This window comes from Candidatus Nanosynbacter featherlites (assembly GCF_005697565.1).
Taxonomy (GTDB): Bacteria; Patescibacteriota; Saccharimonadia; order Saccharimonadales; family Saccharimonadaceae; genus Nanosynbacter; species Nanosynbacter featherlites.
On the sequence record NZ_CP040004.1, the window covers coordinates 279,927 to 305,234 of the forward strand.

General features: G+C 47.7%; 21 protein-coding genes and 1 tRNA gene. 9 read left to right on the forward strand and 13 right to left on the reverse strand.

The genetic code is table 11. The annotated features are described in order from the left end of the window. Positions 1-39: 39 nt before the first annotated feature. Both FBF37_RS01415 and FBF37_RS01420 read left to right on the forward strand, forming a co-directional pair. Positions 40-525 (forward strand): hypothetical protein, encoded by a 486-nt coding sequence (locus tag FBF37_RS01415; RefSeq protein WP_138078785.1) that lies wholly within the window; start codon positions 40-42, stop codon positions 523-525. Then, a complete protein-coding gene (locus tag FBF37_RS01420; RefSeq protein WP_138078787.1) occupies positions 525-2,846 on the forward strand; it encodes an HAD-IC family P-type ATPase in 2,322 nt (773 codons plus the stop codon). Before FBF37_RS01415 ends, FBF37_RS01420 begins: the two co-directional genes overlap by 1 nt. Here the strand turns inward: FBF37_RS01420 and FBF37_RS01425 are convergent. Both FBF37_RS01425 and FBF37_RS01430 read right to left on the reverse strand, forming a co-directional pair. Further along, complete coding sequence (locus FBF37_RS01425) at positions 2,843-4,177, reverse strand: class I SAM-dependent RNA methyltransferase (RefSeq protein ID WP_138078789.1); 1,335 nt, start codon at positions 4,175-4,177, stop codon at positions 2,843-2,845. The genes FBF37_RS01420 and FBF37_RS01425 overlap by 4 nt on opposite strands. Before the next feature lie 52 nt (positions 4,178-4,229). Further along, positions 4,230-4,691, reverse strand: a complete 462-nt coding sequence (locus FBF37_RS01430; RefSeq protein ID WP_174843576.1) for a type II secretion system protein — start codon at positions 4,689-4,691, stop codon at positions 4,230-4,232. A gap of 102 nt (positions 4,692-4,793) precedes the next feature. Here FBF37_RS01430 and FBF37_RS01435 point away from each other — a divergent pair. Together FBF37_RS01435 and FBF37_RS01440 are read left to right on the forward strand one after the other, a co-directional pair. Further along, positions 4,794-4,868 (forward strand) — tRNA-Gln (locus FBF37_RS01435). Positions 4,869-4,953: 85 nt separating this feature from the next. Further along, positions 4,954-6,246 (forward strand): hypothetical protein, encoded by a 1,293-nt coding sequence (locus FBF37_RS01440; RefSeq protein ID WP_138078791.1) that lies wholly within the window; start codon positions 4,954-4,956, stop codon positions 6,244-6,246. Between the two features lie 26 nt (positions 6,247-6,272). Here the strand turns inward: FBF37_RS01440 and FBF37_RS01445 are convergent, their stop codons facing one another. The 6 genes from FBF37_RS01445 to FBF37_RS01470 all read right to left on the reverse strand — a co-directional run bounded on the left by FBF37_RS01445 (position 6,273) and on the right by FBF37_RS01470 (position 14,614). After that, positions 6,273-8,501: a KAP family P-loop NTPase fold protein gene (locus tag FBF37_RS01445; RefSeq protein WP_138078793.1), complete on the reverse strand. Its 2,229-nt coding sequence runs from the start codon at positions 8,499-8,501 to the stop codon at positions 6,273-6,275. Positions 8,502-8,759: 258 nt separating this feature from the next. Next, positions 8,760-11,255, reverse strand: a complete 2,496-nt coding sequence (locus tag FBF37_RS01450; RefSeq protein ID WP_138078795.1) for a cation-translocating P-type ATPase — start codon at positions 11,253-11,255, stop codon at positions 8,760-8,762. A 40-nt stretch (positions 11,256-11,295) separates the two neighbouring features. Continuing rightward, complete coding sequence (locus FBF37_RS01455) at positions 11,296-12,339, reverse strand: hypothetical protein (protein WP_138078797.1); 1,044 nt, start codon at positions 12,337-12,339, stop codon at positions 11,296-11,298. A 96-nt stretch (positions 12,340-12,435) separates the two neighbouring features. Beyond that, positions 12,436-12,903, reverse strand: coding sequence for a GreA/GreB family elongation factor (locus tag FBF37_RS01460; RefSeq protein WP_138078799.1), 468 nt, complete (start codon positions 12,901-12,903; stop codon positions 12,436-12,438). 74 nt (positions 12,904-12,977) lie between these two features. Then, the gene (locus FBF37_RS01465) at positions 12,978-13,943 is read right to left on the reverse strand and encodes a sensor histidine kinase (RefSeq protein WP_138078801.1); all 966 of its coding nucleotides are present in this window, start codon (positions 13,941-13,943) and stop codon (positions 12,978-12,980) included. Then, positions 13,940-14,614 carry a response regulator transcription factor gene (locus FBF37_RS01470; RefSeq protein ID WP_138078803.1) on the reverse strand — a complete coding sequence of 225 codons (675 nt, stop codon included), beginning with the start codon at positions 14,612-14,614 and terminating at the stop codon, positions 13,940-13,942. The genes FBF37_RS01465 and FBF37_RS01470 overlap by 4 nt, the downstream gene beginning before the upstream one ends. Before the next feature lie 74 nt (positions 14,615-14,688). Here FBF37_RS01470 and FBF37_RS01475 point away from each other — a divergent pair, with 74 nt between their 5' ends. The 3 genes from FBF37_RS01475 (at position 14,689) to FBF37_RS01485 (ending at position 17,893) form a co-directional block, all read left to right on the forward strand. After that, on the forward strand, positions 14,689-15,441 hold the full coding sequence (locus tag FBF37_RS01475) for an ABC transporter ATP-binding protein (protein WP_236861258.1): 753 nt from the start codon (positions 14,689-14,691) through the stop codon (positions 15,439-15,441). After that, a complete protein-coding gene (locus FBF37_RS01480; protein WP_138078805.1) occupies positions 15,434-16,669 on the forward strand; it encodes an ABC transporter permease in 1,236 nt (411 codons plus the stop codon). Before FBF37_RS01475 ends, FBF37_RS01480 begins: the two co-directional genes overlap by 8 nt. Positions 16,670-16,759: 90 nt before the next feature. Next, positions 16,760-17,893 (forward strand): AI-2E family transporter, encoded by a 1,134-nt coding sequence (locus tag FBF37_RS01485; RefSeq protein WP_174843577.1) that lies wholly within the window; start codon positions 16,760-16,762, stop codon positions 17,891-17,893. A gap of 44 nt (positions 17,894-17,937) precedes the next feature. Here the strand turns inward: FBF37_RS01485 and cysS are convergent, their stop codons facing one another. Next, positions 17,938-19,371 (reverse strand): cysteine--tRNA ligase, encoded by a 1,434-nt coding sequence (cysS, locus tag FBF37_RS01490; RefSeq protein WP_138078809.1) that lies wholly within the window; start codon positions 19,369-19,371, stop codon positions 17,938-17,940. A 160-nt stretch (positions 19,372-19,531) separates the two neighbouring features. Continuing rightward, complete coding sequence (locus tag FBF37_RS01495) at positions 19,532-19,798, reverse strand: hypothetical protein (RefSeq protein WP_138078811.1); 267 nt, start codon at positions 19,796-19,798, stop codon at positions 19,532-19,534. 335 nt (positions 19,799-20,133) lie between these two features. Between FBF37_RS01495 and FBF37_RS01500 the strand changes: the two genes are divergently transcribed. After that, positions 20,134-21,018, forward strand: coding sequence for a hypothetical protein (locus FBF37_RS01500; RefSeq protein WP_138078813.1), 885 nt, complete (start codon positions 20,134-20,136; stop codon positions 21,016-21,018). 65 nt (positions 21,019-21,083) lie between these two features. Further along, positions 21,084-21,926 (forward strand): hypothetical protein, encoded by an 843-nt coding sequence (locus FBF37_RS01505; RefSeq protein WP_138078815.1) that lies wholly within the window; start codon positions 21,084-21,086, stop codon positions 21,924-21,926. Positions 21,927-21,929: 3 nt separating this feature from the next. Here FBF37_RS01505 and FBF37_RS01510 read toward each other — a convergent pair whose 3' ends face one another. The 3 genes from FBF37_RS01510 to FBF37_RS01520 all read right to left on the reverse strand — a co-directional run bounded on the left by FBF37_RS01510 (position 21,930) and on the right by FBF37_RS01520 (position 25,289). Beyond that, positions 21,930-22,829, reverse strand: coding sequence for a hypothetical protein (locus FBF37_RS01510; protein ID WP_138078817.1), 900 nt, complete (start codon positions 22,827-22,829; stop codon positions 21,930-21,932). Between the two features lie 24 nt (positions 22,830-22,853). Further along, positions 22,854-23,663 carry a hypothetical protein gene (locus tag FBF37_RS01515; RefSeq protein ID WP_138078819.1) on the reverse strand — a complete coding sequence of 270 codons (810 nt, stop codon included), beginning with the start codon at positions 23,661-23,663 and terminating at the stop codon, positions 22,854-22,856. A 639-nt stretch (positions 23,664-24,302) separates the two neighbouring features. After that, a complete protein-coding gene (locus FBF37_RS01520) occupies positions 24,303-25,289 on the reverse strand; it encodes a DHH family phosphoesterase (RefSeq protein WP_138078821.1) in 987 nt (328 codons plus the stop codon). Positions 25,290-25,308 lie beyond the last annotated feature (19 nt).

Below are 25,308 nucleotides of genomic sequence, written 5' to 3' on the forward strand. Positions count from 1 at the left end.
ACAGTATACGCGTGCGGTTGAAAATGGTAAAATAAAGCCATGAAGCCTACAGTGACCGCGTCGGAGTTGGAATCTTTAATCAGCGAAGCATTTGATGTTGATGTCTCAGTAAAACGATTTATCTTGCCGTTGTCTGATGTTGGCCGCACTGCTCAAGCGGCGGTATTTATGGCGTCTAACAATCAGTTGCTGCTCTATTTGCGCGCGTCTTCTAACATGACGCTGGCGGATGTCAAAAAAATAGCAGTACGCATGGGACTCAGGCTGGACGAGTTCTATCCGCCCAAATATCAGCCAGATTATTTTGATATTCTTGGTCGTCAAAAATTTCAAGAAGTTTTTCCTGGTATGACAGTACAGTCAGAGGAGGATTTGATTTTTTACCGAACATTGGCGCCATATAACCCTGCCCTGGCAGTGGTTTCAGAAATCAAAAATGGCGAAATCCATCAGTTTGATCCTGACGTACACGGCGAATGGCGGGTGGGTGCTCGGTTTGCCTACAGGAAGGTCCGCGCCAAGTAATGAACGGCTATTGGGAGATTATTCGTCGTAATTTGTTTTCGCCGATTGTGCTTGCGATTTTCTTGCTGGCGGGCGCACTGATTTATGCTCGGGAGTACCGTGATGCGTGGTTTATCTCAGTGGTGATTGTCGTGAACTCGCTGATTGGTATTGTTCAGGAAATTCGTGCCAAACGAGCGCTCAAGAAGCTGGAGTTGATGAGTCAGCCGCGAGCACGGTTGTTGTCGGCTGATGGTTCCGTGACGGAAGTGGCGTATGATGCGTTGCAGGTCGGGGATAAAATCCAGCTGATTGCTGGTGATGAAGTGCCAGCAGACGTGGAGATGCTGGAGGTTAAAGGCTTAGAACTGAACGAAAGTATGTTGACTGGCGAATCGGCGGCGGTAGAAAAAAGCGTTGGTGATACAGCTTGGGCGGCGACCACTGTGTTGGCTGGCTCTGGCGAGGCTCGCGTCACAGCGGTTGGTGCGGATACAAAAGCCGGTGCCATCAGTCAAGTGTTGAAGCAGTACAAACCAGAGCTGACCCCCCTGCAACGAGCAATTCAACGAGCAATTAGTTTTTTGACGTTTGGTGCGTTTGGGCTGGCGGCGTTGATTTTCATCGCTTATATGACGTCTGGTCAAGACTCAGTGCAGATATTAAAAACCATTACCTCAGCGGCCGTGACGGTTGTGCCGGAGGGTTTACTACTGGCAAGTTCACTACTATTGGCGTTTGGTTCGCTCAAATTAGCACAAGCCAGAGTCTTGCCGCAAAAATTGTCAGCCATTGAAGCCATGGCGCTACTCAACTTGCTGTGTGTCGATAAAACAGGTACGCTCACCAGTGATGAGGTGACCTTGGAGAAAATTGTTGCTTTGGGTAGTGGTGATCAATCAGGCGAAACGCTTTCAGGGATTGCTGCGTTGATTGCTGAGCAAACCAGCGGCGGCAACATCACTGGCCAAGCCATCTTGGAAGCAGCCACGCCGCCTAAAGACGCTAAAATCATTGACGTTATGGCGTTTTCGTCTGCGCGCAAAATGGCAGGGTTGCGGTTTGAGTTTGAGGGTAAAACTCACACGGTTGTCATGGGGGCACCAGAGTTTGTCATAGAGCTGGCTCCGGTTGATGAAATGGGTCAGCGCCAGATCAATGAATGGGCTGATGAGGGCCTGCGTGTGCTGCTGCTGGCTGAATTTGATGATTCTCGGAGCGCTTTGAAAGACTTGTCTATCGGTTCTGGCCGTGCTATTGGTGCGGTGATTTTGCGTAATTCGCTGCGTGATGGTGTCCAGAAAACTGTACAATTTTTGCAAGACCAAGGCGTCAGTATTCGCGTGATATCTGGTGATAATCCACGGACGGTGCAATTCATCGCCTCGGCGGCTGGCATCAATAATTCCGAAAAAGCCATCACTGGTGCGGCGCTGGCTGCTTTGAGTGACAAAGATTTTATCAAGGCAGCTGACGAACACGTCATATTTGCTCGGGTGCATCCAGAGCAAAAGGAGCGGCTGATTGCGCATTACAAAAGCCAGGCCTTGTTCACGGGCATGGTCGGTGACGGTGTTAATGACGCATTGGCGCTGAAGAAAGCTGATCTCGGTGTGGCTATGCACGCGGGCGCACCAGCGTCGCGTCGCGTCTCAGACATTATTTTGTTGAACAATTCATTCACGTCTTTGCCGCTTGGTATGCGGCTGGGTAACCGAATCATGCAAGCGATTGAGGTGATCGCTACCCTGTTCTTCCACAAAATTACGTATGGCGTCGTGCTGCTGATGTGTACGCTGTCGCTGGGCATGGTCTATCCATATCAGCCGCGTCACATCACCTTTATGAATATTTTCCTAGTGACGCTGCCGACTCTGATGTGGACATTTTTCCCGCCTGTGCCGAACCATCGCATCAATCCTCGCCTGTTTTGGCGCCATACGCTGGTTAGCGTGATGCCCATTGCGCTGATCACGGGACTGACAGTAGCCTTCACCTATTGGATTGGCTCTGCCATCTTCCCTGATCGCCCTGAAGAAGTCGCCACCATGACGGTGCTGACAGCAACGTTCTATGGCGTCTATCTGGTATTTTTGGTTGGACCAATGCTGGGCGTTACTTTAACGCGCAACGCCAGAAAAGCGCGCTTGCTGTACATGTTGGCGGTGAGTGTTGTGGCGGCTGGTAGCTTTGGCATTGGCCCGCTTCGCCGATTTTTCGACTTTACTAAGCCAGATATCATTGTGCTACTGCCAGCGCTTGGCGTCATCGTCCTGGCAGCAATCTTACAGTGGTGGCTCGCACTGCGCGCTGGTGTGAAAGTCAGATCTTCGCAGTCTTAATGTAACACTCTGTCTAGCACAACCAGATTCTCAATGTGTGGTGTGCGTGGGAAGAAATTATAGCCTTGATGATGCACAATGCGATATTTTTCACTGAGTAAAGCAACGTCCCGAGCTTGAGTGACAGGGTTGCAGCTCAGATAGACAATGCGTGGCGGCATTTTTTCTAACAAGCGGTCGACGACGTCCGCATGCAAGCCAGCTCGTGGCGGATCGACGATGACGAGATTGTCGGGGTGAATATAATCAAGGGCTTGTTCACTGGCTGCCAAGACAGCTTTTGTATTGTTTTCGCGCCCCAAAGCGTGAATATTTCGCTGCATTTCTTTGACGGCATGCTCATTGATTTCCACCAATGTGACATGTTCTCCGCCAATGGTAAGGCCGATGGTGCCGACACCCGAATACATATCAACAGTTGCTGGAGCGTTACTTGACCCCACTGGCGCGGTGCGGATCCAGGCTGCCATGTCGGTGAGAGCTTGCTCATAGACCGGTAGATTGACCTGGAAAAATCCTTCAGCGACATAGCGAAACGGAACGTCCAGTACTTTGTCAGTGAGAACAGTGTCGCCAAACGCCGCTAGCCGTTCGGTGATGACGCTGGCGGGGCTTTTGGGGTTAGAATAGATAATTTCTCCGCCTTGGGCTGACAGTGCGGCTGCCTCTTCGGCGGTGATGACATTTTCCAAGCGGTCTTTGAGGTACAATTGCCAAATGCACTTTCCTGACCGGCTGCATCTGATGAGTACTGTTTTGAGGTTACGTGCGGTGACTGGTTTGGTGCGCAGCAAGTCGCGAATTTCTAGGGCTAGCGTGTTGATCTCGGGACGAGCAAGCGAGGTGCCGTCGACGGTGATTTTACCCTTTGAGCCACGTCGGAAAAATGCCAAATCAAGCGTATCAGCTTCTGAGTCCGGGTCGGTGTCGCTGTACCAACTGTATTCGACTTTGTTACGATACGCCAATTGCTGCTCGTCTGTATAGACTGTTGGTGTAGTCGGCAAGGTAACGTGATGTAGCCGAAAAGCCTCAGCGATCAACTGGGCTTTGTACTGCTGCTCTGCTGAAAAATTCATGATTTGCCAGGGGCTAGTGCTGAGATAGCTACCTGGATCAACCGGAGTGATTCGCTCAAAACTGGCGTGATGAACCTCGGTTACGATGCCTTCGACAAATTTTGATTTTTTCTTGGTCAATCTGATGGTTACCTGCTCACCTGGCAGCCCGCCCCACACAAACGCTTTGCGTCCATCCGCCAGTGTGCCAATGGCTTGCCCGCCGCCAACGATGTTTTCCAGAGTTAACGTTGCAGTTTGCGCTTTCTTCATTACCCTATTGTACCCCAAATAGACCGCATTTGGGAAATAGTCAAGTAGCAGCTTAGAAGTCGCAATTCTCAGCCGCTGGCGCTGGTGTATTCCACCACATTGCCAGGATGCCTTTGCCGACGCGACATTTGGTGCCGTTAGCTCGGTACATCAGCAACCCATAGCGATTGTCTGGACTTTTGTTGACGGTGTATTCATAGTGCTTGCCACGCCAGTCTGTTGGTAATTCTTTGAGATATTTTGGCACCAGTAATGGGTTGAGCTCGCCAGCATCGCATGTGCGGTTGGTCGCTGAACTATATTTACTACAGGATGCAGGCCAAGGATATTCTCCGTTTTGGGTGTAATATTCTTCGACAGCATTTTGGATGGTTAATAATTCAGTCTTGCTTTCATTGTTAATGGCGTCTTCGCGGGCAGTACGCCACGCTAGGCCACCGAGGGTCATCAATATACCGAGGACCAAGACGACTACTAACACTTCTACAATCGTAAAACCATATTGCTTATGCATAGTTTGATTATACGGCGGCGTTGGCAGATTGGCAAGCTTGGTATCCTTGCCCGGATGTGCTACAATGTTACACGTAGCTACGCTCACACGCGTTGCTCGTATTGGGCCGTCGCCAAGTGGTAAGGCACCAGGTTTTGGTCCTGGCATTCGGGGGTTCGAGTCCCTCCGGCCCAGCCATAGAATTACGCATCAACCGTCTAGTCCGGAGTGGCTGGGCGGTTTATTTGTCAAAGTGTTGCTACTTGGCATATAATAAACATTAGTGACCAATAGTAAAGATGAAAAGCTAAAGCTGCTCTATACACAATGCCGAGACGCATATCACGAATGGCTTGTAGAGCAAGGAAAAGACGATAGCTTCGGGGGTATACCACTTCCTGGATGGTTTTATGACCCCTACAACATCCCTGCTGAGTTGCTGTTTAGGGCATTGTACGGAAAAGTCAACAATAAGACCACAGCGCGCGCTGAATTTGATAGCAAGCTTCTTAGCATGGTTTATAAAAATGATACCTATAACAGAGAATCGCTAACAGCAAGACCACAGGACTTAGAATACAAGAACTTCACTGTTTGCTTTCAAATATATTTTCGGTCAAAGACTGCCAAAGCAGATCTATTCAAAACACAACTTACTCTTTCCGGTATTAAGTTTACATGGTGTAGCGAGCGAGCGTTTTGGAAGATAGTTGATAAGGTTGGCGGCACAAATGAGTATTTGTGGTATCGAAATAAAGTTTGTCCAAAGCTCAACAACGAATTTGATACTTACGCAGTTAGGGCTCAGGTCGCCGACCTTACTGTAGAAGAGGCTGTTAATAAAACTGCGAGAGCTTTTCAGGGTTTTATAGACTGTGTTAATGTCGTACAGTCGTTTAACCGTCAGAAACATAAGCTCTCACACGGCCCGAACGATAATAGGATGGCCATAAGTGATGTTGGTGTGTTTGTTGCAGAAGAAGATAGCAAAGTCGAGATACTCTGGTCTAATATAAGAAGACACTCTTTGCCTTCGGAAAGTCTTAATAGTTTAGATATTGGTAAAGAGCGTTTATATAAGGTGCTGATAAGGGCGTTTCAGGATGATAATTCTGTAGTTGCCGAGCGATTGAAGTATACTGTTATGGAATTTGCGTCTGCTTTGAGCGCGGAAGATCCAAATCTTGGCCTGTTGGGATTTTGGAGGTGTCTAGAGATTGCTACCAGGAAAGCAAACCAACAAACTCGCAAAGAAGAAGAAATACTAAATATATTCAAAAATTATCGCCCTGAGGAAAAGTACTGGAAACAGCTAGGGTCTCTAATAAAGGAAGCTCGCAATACTTACGTTCATCAGGGTGTCTTTAGTGTAAAGGATACGCCCGACTACTACCTAAACTGGTCTAAGCAATACGCTGAAGCTGCCATTAGAATATTAATATGGCTTTACAAGAACCGTGCAATATGGAAAGATAATGACGACATCGATATCTTTTTTGATCATTATAGCCAGTCAAGCCATAAGCTTGAGCTGGCTGGAAAGGTATTAAGGGGTCGCAGTGTTCGCGTTGCATGATTACAACTCGTGAGACTCCAAAGCTTCTACTCTTTCGCCTCTTGTCTCTTATTAAAGAAGTAGCTAAACTGCTTTATTATGGCCTCCTTGAGCTCGGGGGATTTTTCATTTCCCACTTTTGCGATAGCACGAATACTATCTGTCGTCGGACGCTCAAACAGTACAAGATCTACCTCCTGTATATTGCCTAGAGTACCATATCGCGGATCGGATATGATAATTTGGTGCAAAGTATCAATATTGATAACGGTATCTATACTACGCATTATATCTGGTGTCAAATCTCTATATGTATAATCGCTTCTGCCTATAGTATGCCAAGTTCCTACGAACTGTAGTATAAAGCCTATTACATCATCTGCTGACTGTATCTTTTTCTCTAAATGCTGACTAGTCTCCTCTCTGGTGGAAAACTCAGCCCATCTTGTGTATAGTCGGATAGATGAGCCATTTTGACTGAGTAGCGGCAATTTATCATTCTTAGCAAAGCACCTAATATACTGCAAAGCAGTAGTCTTGTATTGTTGAATCTGATCTTTCTTCAGTTCAATAGAGTGATTCCCCTTATTTGTACTGTAATGAATTACGTGGTCTATAGTGCGTGAGAATGTATCTATTCTGTCTTGGTCGAAGAGATGATTAATGAGAGATATATATCCTGTGATCTTTTCATGTTCACCTTCACCGGCAAGTATGCCATCGATAGTAAATAACACTCTCTCTAATGCTGTAAGTGTTAGTGAAGATGATCTGGCAGTAGGCATTCCTTCGATTAAATCCAGTAGACATGTACAGAATGCCAGTTTGTTTTCTATGACGCTGTGTCTTTTAGAGATAATCCATAGTGCTGTGGCAATGTTATTCTCGTTGATTATGTGTAAGTTTTTACGAATAGAGGCTTCGTCAGCGGAATTCGTCAGTAAGTTCATAACTGCAACATCAGAGATATCCTCTATTTCGTCAAGCGATGCAAAGAACTTCTCGAAATAATAGTCTGAGGCAATCCGTTGGTGATACCGTAGGTCATCCTCGTTTATATTGCCATAGCCCTTAAGTGTATATGCAACAAAAGGAAATAATTCTTGTACTATCTCTAACCAACGATCGTCGCCTCCGAAAGTATTCTGAAGGTCCTTCTTGCGAGAGGCGTCATCATTAATGCCATATTTGGAGCTGTTTTTTTCTATTAACATATCCCCGTTGTCTTTGATTCTTTTATATAGGCCATCGTCAAATAGGCGAATAATTTCAAGCACTATGACATCAACCATATTCATCTCTCCGTGGCACAGGGGAAGCCTAAACAATAATGAATTATTCAGTTGGTTAATATCTCTCGGTGATTGTATATATGCACCCAGGTTATGATACTCGAGTATGAGTCGGAATCGCTCTATTTCATTTTCCTCTAAGACAATGGAATGTTGCTTACAGATTGACTCAATAGTAGCCGCCAGCATCCTATTTAGCGACGACCTGCTTGCTTTGGGTAACTCAAGAGGTATTTGTATAATTTTTTCGAGGTATTCTTGGCCGCTGGCACCTTGTGGAAGGAATTGTTCAATTGCTGATGCAACATACCTATTGTCAAATGGGAGTATATATACTATGCCGGCATAGTTTGCTATTTGGGCGATTATATGCATCAGATCTGCGATGCTTTGACTTTCAAGTCTGTCTATGTCATCAATGACAACGATCACTTTTTTACCTGATTTCTTGATTTTTTCCTGTGTTTTAATCTTAATCTTATTTATGAAGTAGCTCGATTGTAGTATCCTGCTGACATAATCCATGCTTGCTGTAATCCTACCGAGGTATATGGACGTCTCCTTGCGACCCCCAGAGTTAAGATCGATCTCTATAGTGGAATCAATTGGAAGTTTTGCTCTACTTAATTTGCCGAAGAATTTGCTAGTTTTTTCTCGAAAGCCGCCGAAGGCTTTGTCGGTAACTTTTTCGTATATGTTTTTAAGAATTTCATGAAAAATTGCGTCGCCGTTGCCATTAAGCTCCCAGGCATTAAGTTTGACAAGGACTGGTTTATGCTTTCTCGTGCTGTCATTAATTCTTTGTTCAATTAAATTAATAGTAGATGTCTTACCGGAGCCCCAGCTTGCATACAGGCCGATGATAAAGCTCTTCTCTTTGTCGAGTGAGTTCAGGATACTGACTATTTTTTCTGCAAAAGAAAGCCTTCCAAGTGAGTCATATTTCTTTGAATTGATCGGACTATCAGAGCTATAGGTATTCATTCTACAGATTATTATAACCCACAGTATAAAAATAGCTAATAAACTATTGGTTTCTCAGTGCAAGTACCCCTTTAATGTACCTTTAGCAAGCTTGGCTTGTTGTCTATAGCTCTCAGTTGCCAACATATCGCGGTCGATCATAATCCATAAGAGGCTTTACTTTTCACCGCTCTAAGGCTTGAGATTTTCATGCTTAGCTAATTTGGTTTGCTAAGAACACCCATCGTATTGCATGGGTGTTCTTGTGTATTCTGTAGCTTATCTCTTCCTCATAAAATACTTATGCCATTCAGAGACAACAATTGGGATGATGAATGACACCAGGCTGATGATGATCATGTCACTGAGGGCGACGTGTGCGATGTGCAGGACTTCGCCAAGGGGCCCAAAGAAGACCAGGATTTGCAGGATGATGGACAGGCTCATGCCGGCGTAGAAACTCTTGTTCATGACTTTCAATCGCTTCAGGAGCGACTCATCATCAGAGCGAGCGTTGAACGCATTTGCCCACTGGCTGACCACTAGGGCGATGAAGGCCATGGTTTGGGCGTACGCATGTCCTTGCCGCTGCTCAAAGAAGATGTAAACCGCCAAGGCGATAGCTGACATGGTGCCGGCGACGATAACCATTCGCCAGACCATCATGTGGTTCAAAATTGGAGCATCTGGCTTTTCGGGTGGACGATTCATCACCCCTTTCTCTGTTGGCTCCAAGCCAAGCGGGATGACCATCGAGGTGTCAGTGACCAGATTGACCCAGAGGATTTGCACCGGCTCCAGCGGGGTTTTGATGCCAATCAGCAGCGCACTAATCATGGTGATCAGCTCGCCGGTGTTGGTCGACAGCAGATAAAACAGCATGCGGCGAATGTTGGCAATGATGGTTCGCCCTTCGTGCATGGCGTCGATGATGGTTTTGAAATTATCATCCAGCAAAATGATAGCTCCAGCGTCACGCGCAATGTGCGAGCCCGAACCCATGGCCACGCCAATGTGGGCGTTACTGAGCGCTGGCACATCATTGACGCCGTCCCCTGTCATGGCGGTGATGTGGTGATTTTTGAGAATGGTCAGCAAGCGGTATTTTTGCTCAGGGATGACACGTGAAAAGACTTTGGTTCGCTCGACGATTGGATCAAGCTGTTCATCCGTTAGTTTGCTCATTTGGCGGCAGTCAAACACCTCGCCACGATCTTTAACCATGCCCAATTGGTGTCCAATTTGATAGGCTGTCTCAAAATGATCGCCGGTGATCATGCGTACGGATACGCCAGCTTTCAGAGCGGCGCGAATTGCTCGAGGCGCTTCTGGGCGCAAGACGTCGCTGACTGCTACAAAACCTTCAAAGGTTAATTTTTTGCCTTTCAATTCGTAAAATTCATGAACTGGGTGTGCTGATGTGTAGGACGCCAGTCCGATGACTCGCTGTCCCTTGGCGGCAAATTCTTCCAGAGCTGCCAGGGCTTGTTTTTTGACAGCAGCGCTTACTTTGCAGGCCGCCAAAATCTGTTCAGGCGCACCTTTGAGGTGCAGCTGAAAATCCTTGCCATGATGCCACACAGCAGCGGACATACTGAAATCTTGATTGAACGGTATGTCACGAAATGACGAATTTTTGACTTGGACGCCATGTGTGCGCACAAATTCTTCCAGTGCAATATCAAGCGGGTCGTGGCTTTTGGCGTCGCCACGGTTGATGGTGCGGGCGATGATGTCGATGACGGCTGTGTCATTAGGGGACCAAGTTTCTTGAACGGTCAATTTGTTTTTGGTCAACGTGCCGGTTTTGTCTGTGGCGATGGTGGTGATGACGCCGATGGTCTCGATGGCTCGCATCTGATATACCAAGGCTTTTTTGGCAGCCATGCGTCGCATGCCCAACACTAACACCACCGAGATGGCGATTGGTAGGCTCTCGGGAACGGCACTGACAGCCAGTGCCATGACAAAGCGCAGGCTCTCCAGAACGTCCATGCCGCGCAGCAGACTGAGTCCAAAGGCCACGACGCTGACGGCAGTGATAACGGTGATGATTCTGGTGATCAGGACGTCGATTTTTTGCTGGACGGGACTTTGAGTGTTTTGTCGTTTTGACAGCGTGGCAAGGTTGCCGAACTCGGTGTTGTTGCCGGTGGTTACCACGACACCAGTTCCGGTGCCGCTGATGATGAACGAACCTTGAAATAGCATGTTGGTTTGCTCATATAATTCTTTGTGGCCCTCCAGGACGTCAGGTTTTTTGCTGATGGGTAATGATTCGCCGGTCAATTGTGATTCGTCGACCCGCAAGTTAGCTGTTCGGAGGAGCCTGATGTCTGCGGGGATTTTTTCGCCTTCAGCCAGGGTGATGATGTCGCCAGGTACCAGTTGTGAGGCGTCGACACGGGCTGTATGATTGCCGCGTAGTACGTCAACCTTTTGTACGCTGCGTTTGGACAGACTGCGCAGGACACGGTCGGTGGAAAATTGCTGTACATAGAAAATGATTGCCGAGATGGCGATGATTACCAAAATGATGACCGCGTCAATGTGATCGCCGTGCCACAAACTGATGGCAGCTGCCACCCCTAGCACCAGTATGAAAATATCCAAAAACGGTTCTACAATCTTTTTCCAGAGTGGCTCGGATTCGATCTTGATAACGTTGATGCCGTACTGCTTTTGGCGACGCTTAACTTCTCTGGCCGTCAGCCCGCATTCATTTGTGCGTAATTTTTTCAGGGTTTCGTGAGCGGGCGTGGCGTAAAATGTCATACTTCATAGTATAAAGCAAAAAGCATAAGCGGTCTAATTCTTACTGCACGTATTTTTTGGCGCGAGCTTTGTCAACCTGTACGGTTTCGAAGACAGTTTTGGCCATTTGGTCAAAGGCGTTCTTGCCTTCAGCGTTGTAGCGGCCGGCTCCCTGCAATATCACGCCGTCCTTGTCAAAATAGTAAAAGAAGGTTACGTAGCTTGTTGGATCACTTTGTGGCGCTGTGTGCCATACTTCTTTGGAATTGTACTTGGTGATTTGGTCGTATTTGTGGGTGCCAGCTTTTACGTAGTAGTCATCTGCAGTCGCCTGCTCTAACGTTTTCGAGGTGGAGACAGGACGAACCGTGAGGCTGATTTGGACGTTATTTCTGGTGCCAACAAAGGTGATTTTGTCGTCAGCGCTGGACCGCTGGGTGATACTGAAGCCATCGATTTCATTGGCGAACTTATTCACCTTCACGATTTCTCGGTCATCTGAGGTGTATTCTTGGTCGGGCGCTTGGTAATTACTGTCGTACCTGACAGATTTGACCAGGGACTGGATACTGGATGATTCAAACAAGGTTTTACTGCCTGAAGCATTGCTGATGTTTTCAATGTCCAGGTGGAGTTCGTACCATTCTTGGTCACGCTGAACTAGTGGTATTTTGACGATGTAGTGATATGAATTGTCATCATAGGCATAACCTCCCAGCGCACCAGTGGCTTTGTCGGCCTTGAGCTCAGTGAAATTACCGCGTTTTTTGGCAGCTTCTAGGTCGTTGGCGCGGCTGGCTTTCCCGACCTGGGCAATCTTGGCGGTGATGGTGTACGTCTCACCCTTGTCTTTGATGGTCATGGTCGGAAAACGTGGACGCTCTTCGCTTTTGATATCGTACGAATATTGATCTTTCGGCAGTAACATGGTGGCAGCAATGTTATAGCCGTCAGAAGCGAAATGAACTGTGTTGGCAGCCAGACGCTGATTGATCTGCTCTTTTTGATAGTGATTATAAAATATAATTCCAAGGACGCTGACTGCAATGACAAATAAGCCAATGAAAACGCCAATGAAAATCTGTTGTTTTTGTCTTCTACGCATAAGCGGTATTATATTTTGTTTATGCTAAATTGTCAATCGCACCAAAAGAGCTTCCGCCATGGTGACGGAAGCTGAAGGGGGTGTGGTGGTTCGTAGTTATCGGATGGCAACCAGCTGAGCGCGCTGTAATTTGACGCCAGCACACCAGGAAACGGTATCCTTGGGGCGCTTGTCTAGTAGACTGCGACCCAACGGGCTGTCTATGGATATGCGGCCGTCTGTCGGATTGGCTTCTAGACTGTCAACCAGTATGTAGTGAAGCATGCGACCTTGCTGATCGACTAAGTCAACGATTGAGCCCAGGGCGACGCGTAGGCGGTCGCGTTTGCGTGGTAGTGGCTTGGCGTTCTTTAGCATGTGGCGCAAATTGGCCAATTTGCCACTGACGAGTTCCAGGTTCATGATGACCTCATTGCGCTGCAATTTGTCGTCGCGGGATTTGGCGCGACCAATTTCACGCAAGGTGAACTGGAGTGCTTTTTCTTGCGCTTCTAACTGAGAAATTTCTTTGTGTAATTCTTTAAAGCCTTTTTGACTGAGATGCGTCGTTCGTACATTACTCATAGTACCCCTTTCCCGGTTGCTTACCCAACCGACACTATCTAGTACATCACGCCTACCTGAAAAATACCTGAAATTTAGCGTTTTGGCAGCGAAAGTGTAAATGTCGTGATTTTTCCAGGGGTGGATCGTGCAGAAATATGCCCGCCCAAGGCACGAGTTAGTTGATGCGCCAGGCTGAGCCCCAGCCCGTAACTATTGGCGTGTTGTTGGCCGCTGTAAAATCGTTCAAAGATGTGCGGCAAATCCTTGGTGTTGATACCTGGGCCGCGGTTAGTGACGGTGATAACGACGGTTGTTTTAAGGAGCTTGATAGTAAGGTCAATGGGAGAAGTGTCGGGGCTGTGCTTGACAGCATTGTCCAGAAGCACTGCAATCACCTCTCGTACTGCTGGTCGGTTCATGGTGACCGCCAAGTCATCGGGGGCGTGCAGTGTCACCCGCTCCTTGCCCGGCCTGGAATTGATCAGATTGTTGGTTAATTCTACCAGGTCAAATTTTTCGATGTTGGATGAGAGTTGCCATTCGCTGTGGGACAATTCTAAAAGCATGGTGGCAAGTTCGTTCAGACGATTGATCTCCTCAAGATTGCTTGCCAGTGTTTGCCGCAGCTCTGATTTGGGCGTTTTGGGATTGTGCAGCGCCAGCTCGGCCTCAGCTTTCATGATGGCCAGTGGTGTGCGCAGCTGATGGCTGGCATTGGCAACAAAGCGTGATTGGGCTTGGTGTGCGGCTTCAATTGGCTCCAGGGTGCGTTGCGCCAACAGATAAGCGATAACCCCACCGCCCAGTAACACCACCAAGTTGAGATATGCCAAGCTGATGATGAGGTTGGTGTCGGTGGCCTCCATCTGCTCGCTCAGCGGCTTGTCTAGTGAACTGCCGCTGACCAGCCCGCGCTTAACGGCAAAACCTTGCAAACGAGCGTCAATTTCCGAGCGCGCAATGTTAAAGATGATACAGCTAAACAGCAGACTGACCATCATCAATATCAACAGATACCAGCTGGCTAGTTTGATGGTGGCTGAGGTAAATAATTTCACCTGCTTGCCTCCACTTTATAGCCGAAGCCGCGCACCGTATGAATCAGTGGTCGGCGAAATGGTTTGTCAATTTTCTTACGCAGCTGTTTGATGTAGGCCTCGACGTTGTTGGGCAAAATATCAGCATCAAAATCCCACACATGAGCGATCAGCGTTTCTTTACTCAAGGTTTGACCAGGATAGCGCATTAGATATTCCAACAGCGCGAACTCTTTGGCTGTCAGTTCAATGGTTTTACCGCTACGTTTGACGGTGCGCTGAGTTTGATTGAGCGTCAAATCAGCGACTGTCAGTTCATCATCATGCGCCAAAGGCGGCCGCCTCAGGAGCGCCCTGACGCGGGCAGTTAGCTCATCAATGGCAAATGGCTTGACTAGATAGTCATCGGCGCCGACGTCCAGACCAAAGGCTTTGTCTTCGGTCGTGCCAAGCGCTGTCAACAGCAAAATAGGCATTGCTTTGTTGGCTTGGCGCAGTGAAGTGATGATGTCGGTGCCGCTCTTACCGGGTAACATGCGGTCTAGCACCAGTAGGTCATATGGCTCAGTTTCTGCCATGGCTAACCCCTCTTCTCCGTCATGAACCATGTCGACGGCATGACCTTCGGATCGCAGTGCGGCGGCGATAACTCGGGCGATTTTTCTTTCGTCTTCGACGACCAATAGTCTCATACGCCCATTATACCTTGGTTTTCTGAAAAAGCCCTGAATGCTATAATTGACAGTGACAATAACCAAGGAGGTGTATGGGTAAAGAGGTAAATCCCATTATTCAGATCAAAAACTTTAGTATGAAGTTTGGCACCAAAACGGTCATCAAAGATTTGAGCTTTGAAGTGATGCGCGGCGAAGTGTTCGGATTTTTGGGTAGCAATGGTTCAGGAAAAACCACGACGCTCAGAGCGCTGTTGGGGCTATACGAGCCAGCTGGCGGCGAACTACTGATTGACGGTAAACAATTTGCTGTCGAAGATGGTGTCAAATTGGGCTATCTCCCAGAGGAACGTGGCCTGTACAAAAAAGAAAAAGTCATCGACACCATGATTTACTTTGGGCGACTAAAAGGTTTGAGCCAGGAGGAAGCTCGCACGTTCTCCATGAACTACTTGGAGCGAGTTGGCCTGAGTGACAAAGCAAAAACCAAACTTGATAAATTATCAGGTGGTCAGCAGCAAAAAATTCAGCTGGGTGTAACCATCATGGGCGACCCAGAGCTACTCATTTTGGACGAGCCGACCAAGGGTTTTGACCCAGTCAATCGCCGACTACTGATGAATATCATTGAAGAGCGACAAGAGGCTGGCGCTACTGTGGTGTTTGTAACGCACCAGATGGAAGAAGTTGAGCGCTTGTGCGATCGAGTAGTTCTTCTGAAAGATGGTAAAGCAGTAGAATACGGCAGCGTGGCGGATGTCAGAAAGAAATATGGTGGTAAGAGCCTGGATGATATTTTTGTGAAGATTTACGGCGGTGAGGAAAAGGAGGCGGTCAATGCGTAACATGTACAATTTGGGAACGGTGGTCAAATTTGAGATCGTGCGCATGCTGAAGAAATTCAGCTTTTGGGCAATGGCGCTCGGCTTCCCACTGATGTTTGCTGCTATTTTTGGTATCATCTTTTGGTCAAATCAAGCCACCATGGAAGCTACCAAAAAGCTTCAAGAACAAGACTTCAAGGCAGCCATTGTTGACGACTCAGGTGTGGTCAGCTCACAGCTGGCTGAGCAGATGAAGCTGGAAAAATTGAATAGCAAAGACCAGGGTATCCAGCGTGTCAAAGACGGTAGTTTGGACGGATTTATTTACTTCCCTGCTAACTTGGAGCAAAATACCGTGCAAGCCTATGGTAAGGATGTTGGTATGTTCCAAAACAGCCGCTACTCTGCGGTGGCTGAGACGTTGTTGACCGCCTCAATTGATGCAAAGGTAGATCCACAATCCAAAGCGATTTTACAAAAGAAAGTCAAAACGGAAACGACCACTTACCGTAACGGTGTCGAGTTTGACGGCGTGAAAGAAATGATCGTGCCGGGCTTCTTCTTGGTGCTGTTCTATATGCTACTTGCCTTCTTTGGTGGACAGATGCTTAACAGCACGGTTGAGGAAAAAGAAAATCGTACAGTGGAAATGCTGCTGACGACAGTTAAGGCTAAAACGCTGATCACCGGAAAGATTCTGGCGATGATCTCGTTGGCATTGATCCAGGGGTTGGTTATCATTCTGCCGGTACTGGTGTTGTACTTCACTTTGGGTCAAAAACTTCACATGCCAGCGTTAGATTTGAGCAATGTGGTATTCGACCCAGTGAGAATTGGCATCGCTTTGGGGGTATTTGCCACTGGATTTATGATGTTCACTGGTCTTTTGGTTGCGGTTGGAGCCATGATGCCAACCGCCAAAGAGGCTTCCTCATGGTTTAGTATTGTGTTGATTGCCCTGTTTGCTCCGCTGTATGGCTTTAGTGTGTTTGTGTCCTACCCAGATTCACCATTTGTCCAATTCTTTAGTTACTTCCCACTAACTTCGCCAATTCCACTACTGCTTCGCAACACCGTTGGTAACCTACAGGTTCATGAGGCAGCTATTGCAGTAGCTATTTTGGCGGTCAGTGCTTTCGTGGCGGTTGTGGTGGCAGTCAGGCTGTTCCGCTACGGCGCCATGCAGTATGACAGCAAATTGTCACTGTCAGTCTTGCGCGCTCGACGTGACGAAGTTGCGAAAAGCTAGTCGTCAGACGTCAGTAGAGAGTGAGGCGCTCAGCGGTTGGGCGCCTCGTTTTGCTTGCGCTACTTAGGATAAGATTGTACAATGTTGAATATGAAAGTACGTATTGAAATAGACACTAAAACTTTTGTGCGATTCTGGCTGGTGGTGATTGGTTTTGGACTGGCGGGGATGGCGATTTATTCGGCAAAGAGCGCGCTGATTCTCCTTGGTATCTCCCTGTTCTTAGCTTTGGCGTTGAACCGGCCCGTTTCAGCTTTGGCAAAACTTCTGCCCGGCAAAAGCCGCTTGGGCGGTACGGCGTTGGCATACGTTATGTTGGTGACACTACTGGGCTGTGTGGCGTGGTTTGCGGTACCACCAATCGTCCAGCAGTCTGCCAAATTTGTTGAGAGTGTGCCAGGCTTGGTTGATCAAGCTGGTTCGCAGTGGCACGGCATCAATGAGCTGATCGATAAAAATGGCTGGCGCCCACAAGTTGACGCGACATTGAACAACTTGAAACAACAGGCTTCGTCGTGGGCAGCCAGTGCTGGCACTAACTTGATTTCAAGTGTAGGTTCGCTGGCGTCATTCCTCGGTTCCCTGTTCTTAGTGCTGGTTTTGTCATTTTTGATGCTACTAGAAGGTCCAACCTGGATGAAGCGTTTGTGGGGACTGTACAACGATCAAAGCAAGATGGAAAACCACCAAAAGTTGGCTGGACAGATGTACAATGTCGTCACAGGGTATGTATCTGGGCAATTGACAGTGTCAGGTATCGATGCTGTACTGTCGGGTGTAGTGGTGTTCTGTTTGAGCTTGGCGTTTCCAGCCATTGACTCAAACTTGGCGATGTTGACCGTCATGGTCACTTTCATCTTGACACTTATCCCAATGTTTGGCGCTACCCTAGCTGGCCTGTTGATCGCGTTGCTGTTGTCCTTTAACAACGTCACCGCTGGTATCATCTACGCCGCCTACTTCATCATTTACCAGCAGATCGAGAACAATTTCATCGCGCCATCAATTCAGTCAAAGAAATTAGAGCTTTCGGCACTGATGGTGTTGTCATCAGTGACTATCGGCCTCTACGTTGGTGGGCTATTGGGAAGCTTGATCGCTATCCCAGCTGCTGGTGTGGTCAAGGTCCTACTAGAGAACTACTTGGAGCAAGCCAAGAAAAATCGCCTTGAAAGTAAAAAGTCGCTCAACAAGCTTGTGAAGAAAATCAAAAACGAAGATTAATCAGTGCACTTCATGAGGTTAGCCCGCTTGGTTATTTTGGCGGGCTATTTCCATGCCCAAATGCTGCCACTTGGCGTGTCGCGAATAGTGATGCCGGCTGCCAGTAGCTCATCGCGAATGCGGTCAGATTCTTGCCAGTCTTTTTCGGCGCGGGCGCTGCGTCGCTGGATAATTAATCTCTTCAAATCGTCGGTAATATCAGGGGTCGATGCTGCCAGATCTAGGCCTAAAACCTCATCAATAATTTCAATAAACTGCAGTAAGCCACCGCGGTGAATCTTCTCCAGTGGCGCATGATCCAGTCGCGAGAACGCCTCGTCGATCAGCGCCAGGGCCCCCGGTGTATCCAAATTATCATTCACCTTTTCAATCAGCGCCTGCCGTGCCGCCAGCAGCGACACGGTGCCTTCCTGCTCATCTTTCTCATCGTCATCATCCAGCGTGTCGTGCGTCTGGTGCCGCAGCGCCGCATAGCCGCGCCAATGGTCCAGCCGCGCCTGGGCCGCTTCCAGAATGTCCCAGGTGAAATTGCCCTCGGTTTGGTAATGCTTGCTGAGAATCGCTAGCTTAAAGGCCATTGGGCTAAAACCGCGCGCCGTGATGTCACTGAGAGTGATGATATTGCCGAGCGACTTACTCATCTTGCGGCCGTCAACTTTGATGTGGTTATTGTGCAGCCAGATGTGGGCAAATTGCTGCCCAGTCAAGCTCTCGCTCTGAGCGATTTCGTTCACGTGATGCACCGGAATGTGGTCGATGCCGCCGGTGTGAATGTCGATCGTATCGCCCAGCGTCTCCCGAGCAATCGTCGAACATTCCAAGTGCCAGCCCGGAAAACCGACGCCCCATGGACTGTCCCATTCCATATCGCGCTTGGTGTTGGTCGGTGAAAATTTCCAGACGGCGAAGTCGGTGATGTTGCGTTTGCCTGCCACGCTGACCCGCGCGCCCGCTTCCAGGCCCGCCACGTCCAGCCGCGCTAATTTGCCATAATCTGCTAGCCGCGACGTATCAAAATACATGCCGTCGCCGTCAATTTTGTACAAAAATCCCTTTTCGTCTAGCCCGCGGGCAAAGTCGATTTGCTGCTGGATGTAGTCCGTTGCCCGCACCAAATGGTCGGGTCGCACTAATTTCAATACCTCGTAGGCTTCGTGATCAGCGATGGCGATATACTGCTCGGCCACATCCCAAGCGGTTTTACCCTCACGGCGCGCCCCCTTCTCCATCTTGTCCTCACCACCATCATCATCGCTGGTCAAGTGTCCAACGTCGGTGATATTTTGCGTGCGAATAACTGGAATGTCTTGCCAGCGCAGTAACCGCACCAATACATCCCAGTAGATATAGCCAACCCAGTTACCGATGTGCGGCTGCGAATACACCGTCAGCCCACAGGTGTACATGCGAACCGTCTGCCCATCGAGTGGTTTCAGTTCATCTTTGTGGCGAGTGAGGGTATTGTAGAGCTGTATCATCAACTCTATTGTACGGCAGACAGGCTGCTTTTCAAAGTTCGCTTTCGTCGTTTCCGACTCATCAGCACAGACACACATCCATGGAGCGAACTGACAAGCAGGAGAATAGTAGGCGGCGGAGAGGGCCGCCAAGAATTCTCGGCGGCTTGCCAGTTCGGGTTCAGGAGAGAAATTGTTTAAGTTCTCTCTCGTCTATGGCGTATAGAGCATAAGGGGTTTCCTTATACTCTAATTGTTGATATCGCTCAGCGGTATCAACGATTAGCAGAACCCTATGTGTTGGGTACTGGGCGATGGCGAAGAGGGTCTCGCCATGTCGTAGGTAAAAGGAAGCCTCTCCATAAGAAGAGGCTCCTATTCTACGCCCGATGTCGCCGGCCTCGAGAGCCTTGATGATACGGTTGATGGTTTCGGTCTTGATCTCCATTGTAATTACTCTCTCCTCATCCAGGCGGAGTGCCTGTGCTTTCTTGCAAAAACACTGCTCAGCACCCGGATGGCGCGTGAGCAAGATGAGGTTTCATGGCGCCATTTTCACTGCAAAATGCTACCGCGAAATCTCACCTTGCTCTATTCTCAACTGCTTGTCAACATACAACTTTTGGACAAAGCCATAAAACTTCGTCAACAAAAGTCTACTATCTTTATACCACTAATTAAATAAAATGTCAACGTCTATCATCAAAGACACAGCCCTGATCCCCTGTTAGCCAAGGCATAATCATTGACAGTATTAACAATATAGTGTATAATTTGATGACTATGAGTGAGCGACGTCCTGGCAGCACATCACCCACGCGGCAGAGGTGGCACCCGATTAACAACCCGGCGGAGCTTGGGCGCATTCAGGACCAGTTGGTAGAAACGCTGGATCGTCCTGAAATCACTGACAAACTGGGAGGTTTGGCGCTGGAACTTGCCGAGGTTGCTCAGCAGCTACATCCTGTTACGTACAATAGGGATGGTATTGTCAGCGCGGATGAGTTGCTGGCGTCTGACTCAAACAGTATTCCACTGGTCGGAAATACGAAATTTACGTCGCATTTTAAGCTTGCACCAACGCCCATGCAATTTGAAGCCATGGGTAGTAAGCTGGCTCATGAGGGGTATGGCGAAGCTGTAATTCGGCAACTAGGAAGTGTATTAGACAACAAATATAGCTCCAAGAAGATGGAGACTAACTACGCAGGCTTAGCGGTATGTCCTTCGTTGGCGACATACGTCACTCTTGCTCAGGGCGGTGTATTTTGTGCCGCAGGACAACCTTATATAGGCATGAACTTAACTCACATTCAACCGCTTAATGTTGCGGTTGTGGCTCATGAAGTGGCGCACGCGTTAGATTATATAAAGCATCCACTCCTCTATGTTTGCGACAAAGAAGACCTATCAGCTGTCACATTGGCAGATTTTAAGTCTCATCTTAAGCTTGCCCGTGAACTAAAGGCGTATGCAGTTGGTGATTGTATTGAGAAGTATTTTTCTGATACGCATGGATCAATGGGGCATGTTGAATTAGTATCTCACAAGGTTGAGGCTATTCGCCAGGAAGTCAATGGTCCCGTAACCTCAAAAGATGCCTTTGCGGTGCATGATGATTTGGTGAAGCGTTTGATTGCAGCAGGCTTGGGTCATATTTATCAGTAGAGCTTACGTCTTGAGCCTTACACTTGACAAAATACCAAGTATAATGTATAATAAAAAAGATAGTTATGAGAGACGAACTGTACATCATTAACCCACCAACCTCTAGCTATGATAATCCTATCTCGCTAGATTCTTTAAAGTACATGAAAGATAAACTATTAGGTGCTTTAGAGAATCCTGAGATACTTGATAAGCTGGGAGCGGTAGCCCTAGGGTTATATGACACGGCTCAAATGCTGGAGCCTATGGAATGGGTTGAGGGTGAAGAACTAGGAGATAGTCATCCTGACTCTGATTGGACGGATAAAAATATTATACCGCTTATTGGTTGTGATAAGTTTGTTATCTCTGGAAAACAGATGTCTCATATGCCAGTCCAAAAAGCTAAAATAGACGAGGCTCTCGCCAGCGACAAGTATGCCGGAGTGTATGGCAATGAAATATATGATCAGATAAAGGCCTCGCCTGTTATGACAAAAGAGGCAGGAAAGCTCACCGGATCTTGTCATACCAGTTTCTCCATGGTAACTGACATGGACCTTTATATATATTCTCGTCCTGTTGTCAGCGTAGCTAATAGTGGACTTATGGCTATCAATGTCGCCACTTTGTCTCACGAGACAGATCATGCGCGTGATTATGTTATGGACCCAGTTGTGGAGATATATCCCAAAGATGACCGAGCAAGACTCTGCTCTGAGCTGCGAGCCTATGCCGTAGGTAAGGTGTTTCAGGATCATCTAATGTACGAGGATAGAATGATGTTGAGATACCCTAGTTTATCAGATCAGGTAGAAAAGGTGCGAAGAGAGATTAATGGTCCCATAACCTCCGAAGATGCGTTTGCGGTGCATGAGGACATAATTCAGCGCTTGGAGCAAGCGGGTCTGAGTTATATTTATCGATAGATCTTACTCGAGTCTTATTTTACTAAGTAGATTGGCGACTATACTTGTGTCTGCTAATTCTTTCCAGGTTTGCTCACCGATGATTATGCCGAGCTCTGAAATATGTGTATCAATGTTTGGTGTATCCATTCTTCCACTGCTGTAAGAAAAAGATTTGAGGCGCCGATATAAACGTGCCAATACTGTCTCTGTTTGCATTATTTTGATAACGTCGCCGTATATCTTCTGTAACTCGAATTCATTCTCTAGGTTTCTAACTACTGCAAAGTTGCAAACACAATGTAATGTTTTACTAATTTTTGCTGCACATTCCTCAAAGCTATAATAACCTAAACGAGCGTTAGCTATGTCGGCCACTGTACCGTGAATCGTATAAGCCAGATAATGGGACAATGCTAGTAGCGCTGGATTATCATTTACTGTGATACTGAGGACGGAAGAAGGTTGGCTGATCAATGGTATTGGCTCATTAATTTCGTGTAGGAATTCATGCTCAGCAAGTTGCTTAACGATGAGGGGCTGATCAAGTCCTTCGATCGTCTGCCAAGCGGCATCATTTAGGGCTATGATATTTTGCCGGAGCGCGTTCATATCATCGCACGCCACAGTCTGCTTTTTCTCTGCCGTGATTTGATTCATTGCCAAAAGTAGAGCTTCGTCGTTTGTAGATGCCTGAATATGTCGCAACTTATCCGTTAAGCTTACCGCTTCATCAGTATAGAGATCGATATCAATGGTAATAAGTCCTGTGTCTATATAGTGTGAACCAAGTGCGAAATAATCAACTTGTCGCAACAAGCCAGCCCGCTGCGTCATTTGCTTGAACGTATTCATCGCTAGATGTTCATAAATATGTGCCTCAATCGGTGAAGTGGCTTGTTTGCAGAGAAAAATTCGTTGCATATCGTCTGTTCCAGGATAGACTTATCATGACGATATGTCTATTTTAGTTTGCTTTGAACCGTGCTGATACAGGCTAATTTGCGTTGCTCGCAAAACCTTAGTCAAATTCTCTACGCTAGCGATTTTCTTCCAGCCAGCAGAGCCTAAGATGGCGCCAAATTCCCTGAGCAGGCGATCCTCGTCTGGAGCGGCGTGCGGATTGGAAGAGTAAGAAGCTAGTGATAGATAATTCGCAAAACGTTGCATAACTTCTAGTTTAGTGATCGTTTCTAGGGTGTGTTTAACGCTTGCGGTGATTTCCTCTATTTGTGTTATCGGCATTATGCGAGGGTTAATTAAAAACGTACTAATGACAGTTGTTGAGTTTGCGCTGTCTCGAGCGTCTTCATGAGCAAAATAAGCACCAAACTCTTGGCAAACCCTTTGTCCTATTGATAAATTCAAAAAGTGCGCTAACTCGCGCCACAGTATGCGCAGCTCAATCGACGGGTCGCTAAATTGTAATTGTAACTTAATTTTACGCGGCTTGGTGGCTGGCTGGTCGGTAACATATATCAGGTCAAGCAACTTTTTATCTTCAAGCGTATCTCTCGGTAGTAATTCAACTGAATCTAATTCTTGCCAGGATTGATCATTAAGCATTCTTAGGTTGTCGATTATTATAGCGATATCGCCAATGAAAATTGCCTCTGATTCTTCTGCTGCAATTTGTGATAATGCTCGCGAAATTGGCAGATGGCAAGGAGCTTTGCCAAGGTCGGCTTTCATCGTCACGAAACCTTTAAGTAGCTCCATCGATGCTTTGTTGTAGCATTCTGCAGAGATAATTATCACACCGGAACCATATGTAGCGCCATTTAGCGCATAATCTAGCAGCTTGTATTGCCTGTGGTGGTAAAGATAATCAGTAACTGTGGTGATAAACAAATGCTCATAAAGATGAGCGAGTTGTGTACAGGGGTGGTGTTTGATAAGTATAGAATACCTCATGAGAAAATTCTAACAGGAAAATGAGTTAGTTTATAGACATAACTCAGGTCTGGGACGAATTAGGAGCGGAAACGCTTGGGATTCCGGTTGCTCTTGATACCGTCACCGTGCGGGTTGGTGCCCTTGCGCCTGGAGCGGTTACCTCCGCCGCGCATGAGTGCGTTATTACGCCTCGTTGAGCACTTGGAGCAAGGACAGACCTTCCTTGGGACACCATAAGTCGAGCATTTGCTGCTGCGGACCATGATAGCTCCTTCTGGAGTCGGGCGAAGAAAAATTATTCTCCGCAAAGTGGGACGTCTCAAGCCTAGTGGCTTATAGGCGAAACGCCGACCTCTGCGATTGCAAAAGCTAATATATATATCAATAATAGAACAAAATGTCAATAGGTTTTTGTCAATATTATGTTATAAAAATATCGTGACCCCTGTTGCGAGACGTGGGTAAAACATACTGTTAACTGCTGAAATGTTGTAATAAGTGCTAGTTCTGTCGTACCTCTTCTAGGGCTCGGCTAGTCGCCTCGACCAGCTCCCGTACGATTTGGTCATACTCTTCATATACACGAAATCCGGCCGCGTACGGATGGCCACCGCCGCCGAAGTAGCCAGCCACGGTGTCGGCGATCGGTAAATTGCCGCGCAGGCGGGCCGTCAGTTTACCATCGGGGTAGGTTTTAATGACGCAGGAAAGTGCCACGCCCTCGACCAGTCGCAGTTCGTCGCCAATCAGTGCGCCGGGGTTGTAGGCGTCGCTGTAGGCTTGGATTTCCTCAAATGGCACGTGCACCAACGCCAATTGCCCGTCCAGCAAGTATTCGATTCGCTCAATTAATTTTCCCTTGTACGCCAAAATCTCCGGGGATTTCTTCATGAATTCGCGCCGCCGCTCTTCAATTTCGGCGTTGGACGCGCCCAGCTCGGTCAATTCACCAGCCACGTGGAAGGTTGACGCAGTGGTGTTTGGTGTGGTGAGGCCCAGACTGTCAGACATGATGGCGATGAGGAGATTTTCGGCGGCCTGCTGGTTGATGGTCCAGCCAACATGGGTGAATAATTGATATAGCAATTCCCCGGTAGCCACCACCGTGTCAGAGAGCATGGTATGCTCAAAGCTCAGCGTTGACTCGGCAGTGTGGTGGTCAACGACCAAGACTGGATGCGTCTCCAAAAAATGCCGTACGCCTGGCGTCTCTAAGACCTTGCTGAGCAAAATATCAGCGCTAGTGTCCACGATGATGGTCAGGTCAGCATGGGCTGGAAAATCGCCAACCACCCGGTCCCAACCGCGGATATACCGCAGATATTTGGGGATGTCGACCGGGCAATACAACGTCACGGTTTTACCCAAATCACTCAGCACCTCCTCCAGCGCCAAACTAGAACCCAGGCTGTCGCCGTCGGGGTTTTCGGCTTGGATGATGACGATGTTGTTGGCGGATTGGATAAGTTGTTGGGCGGTATCAAACATGGTTTTATTATAGCAGACA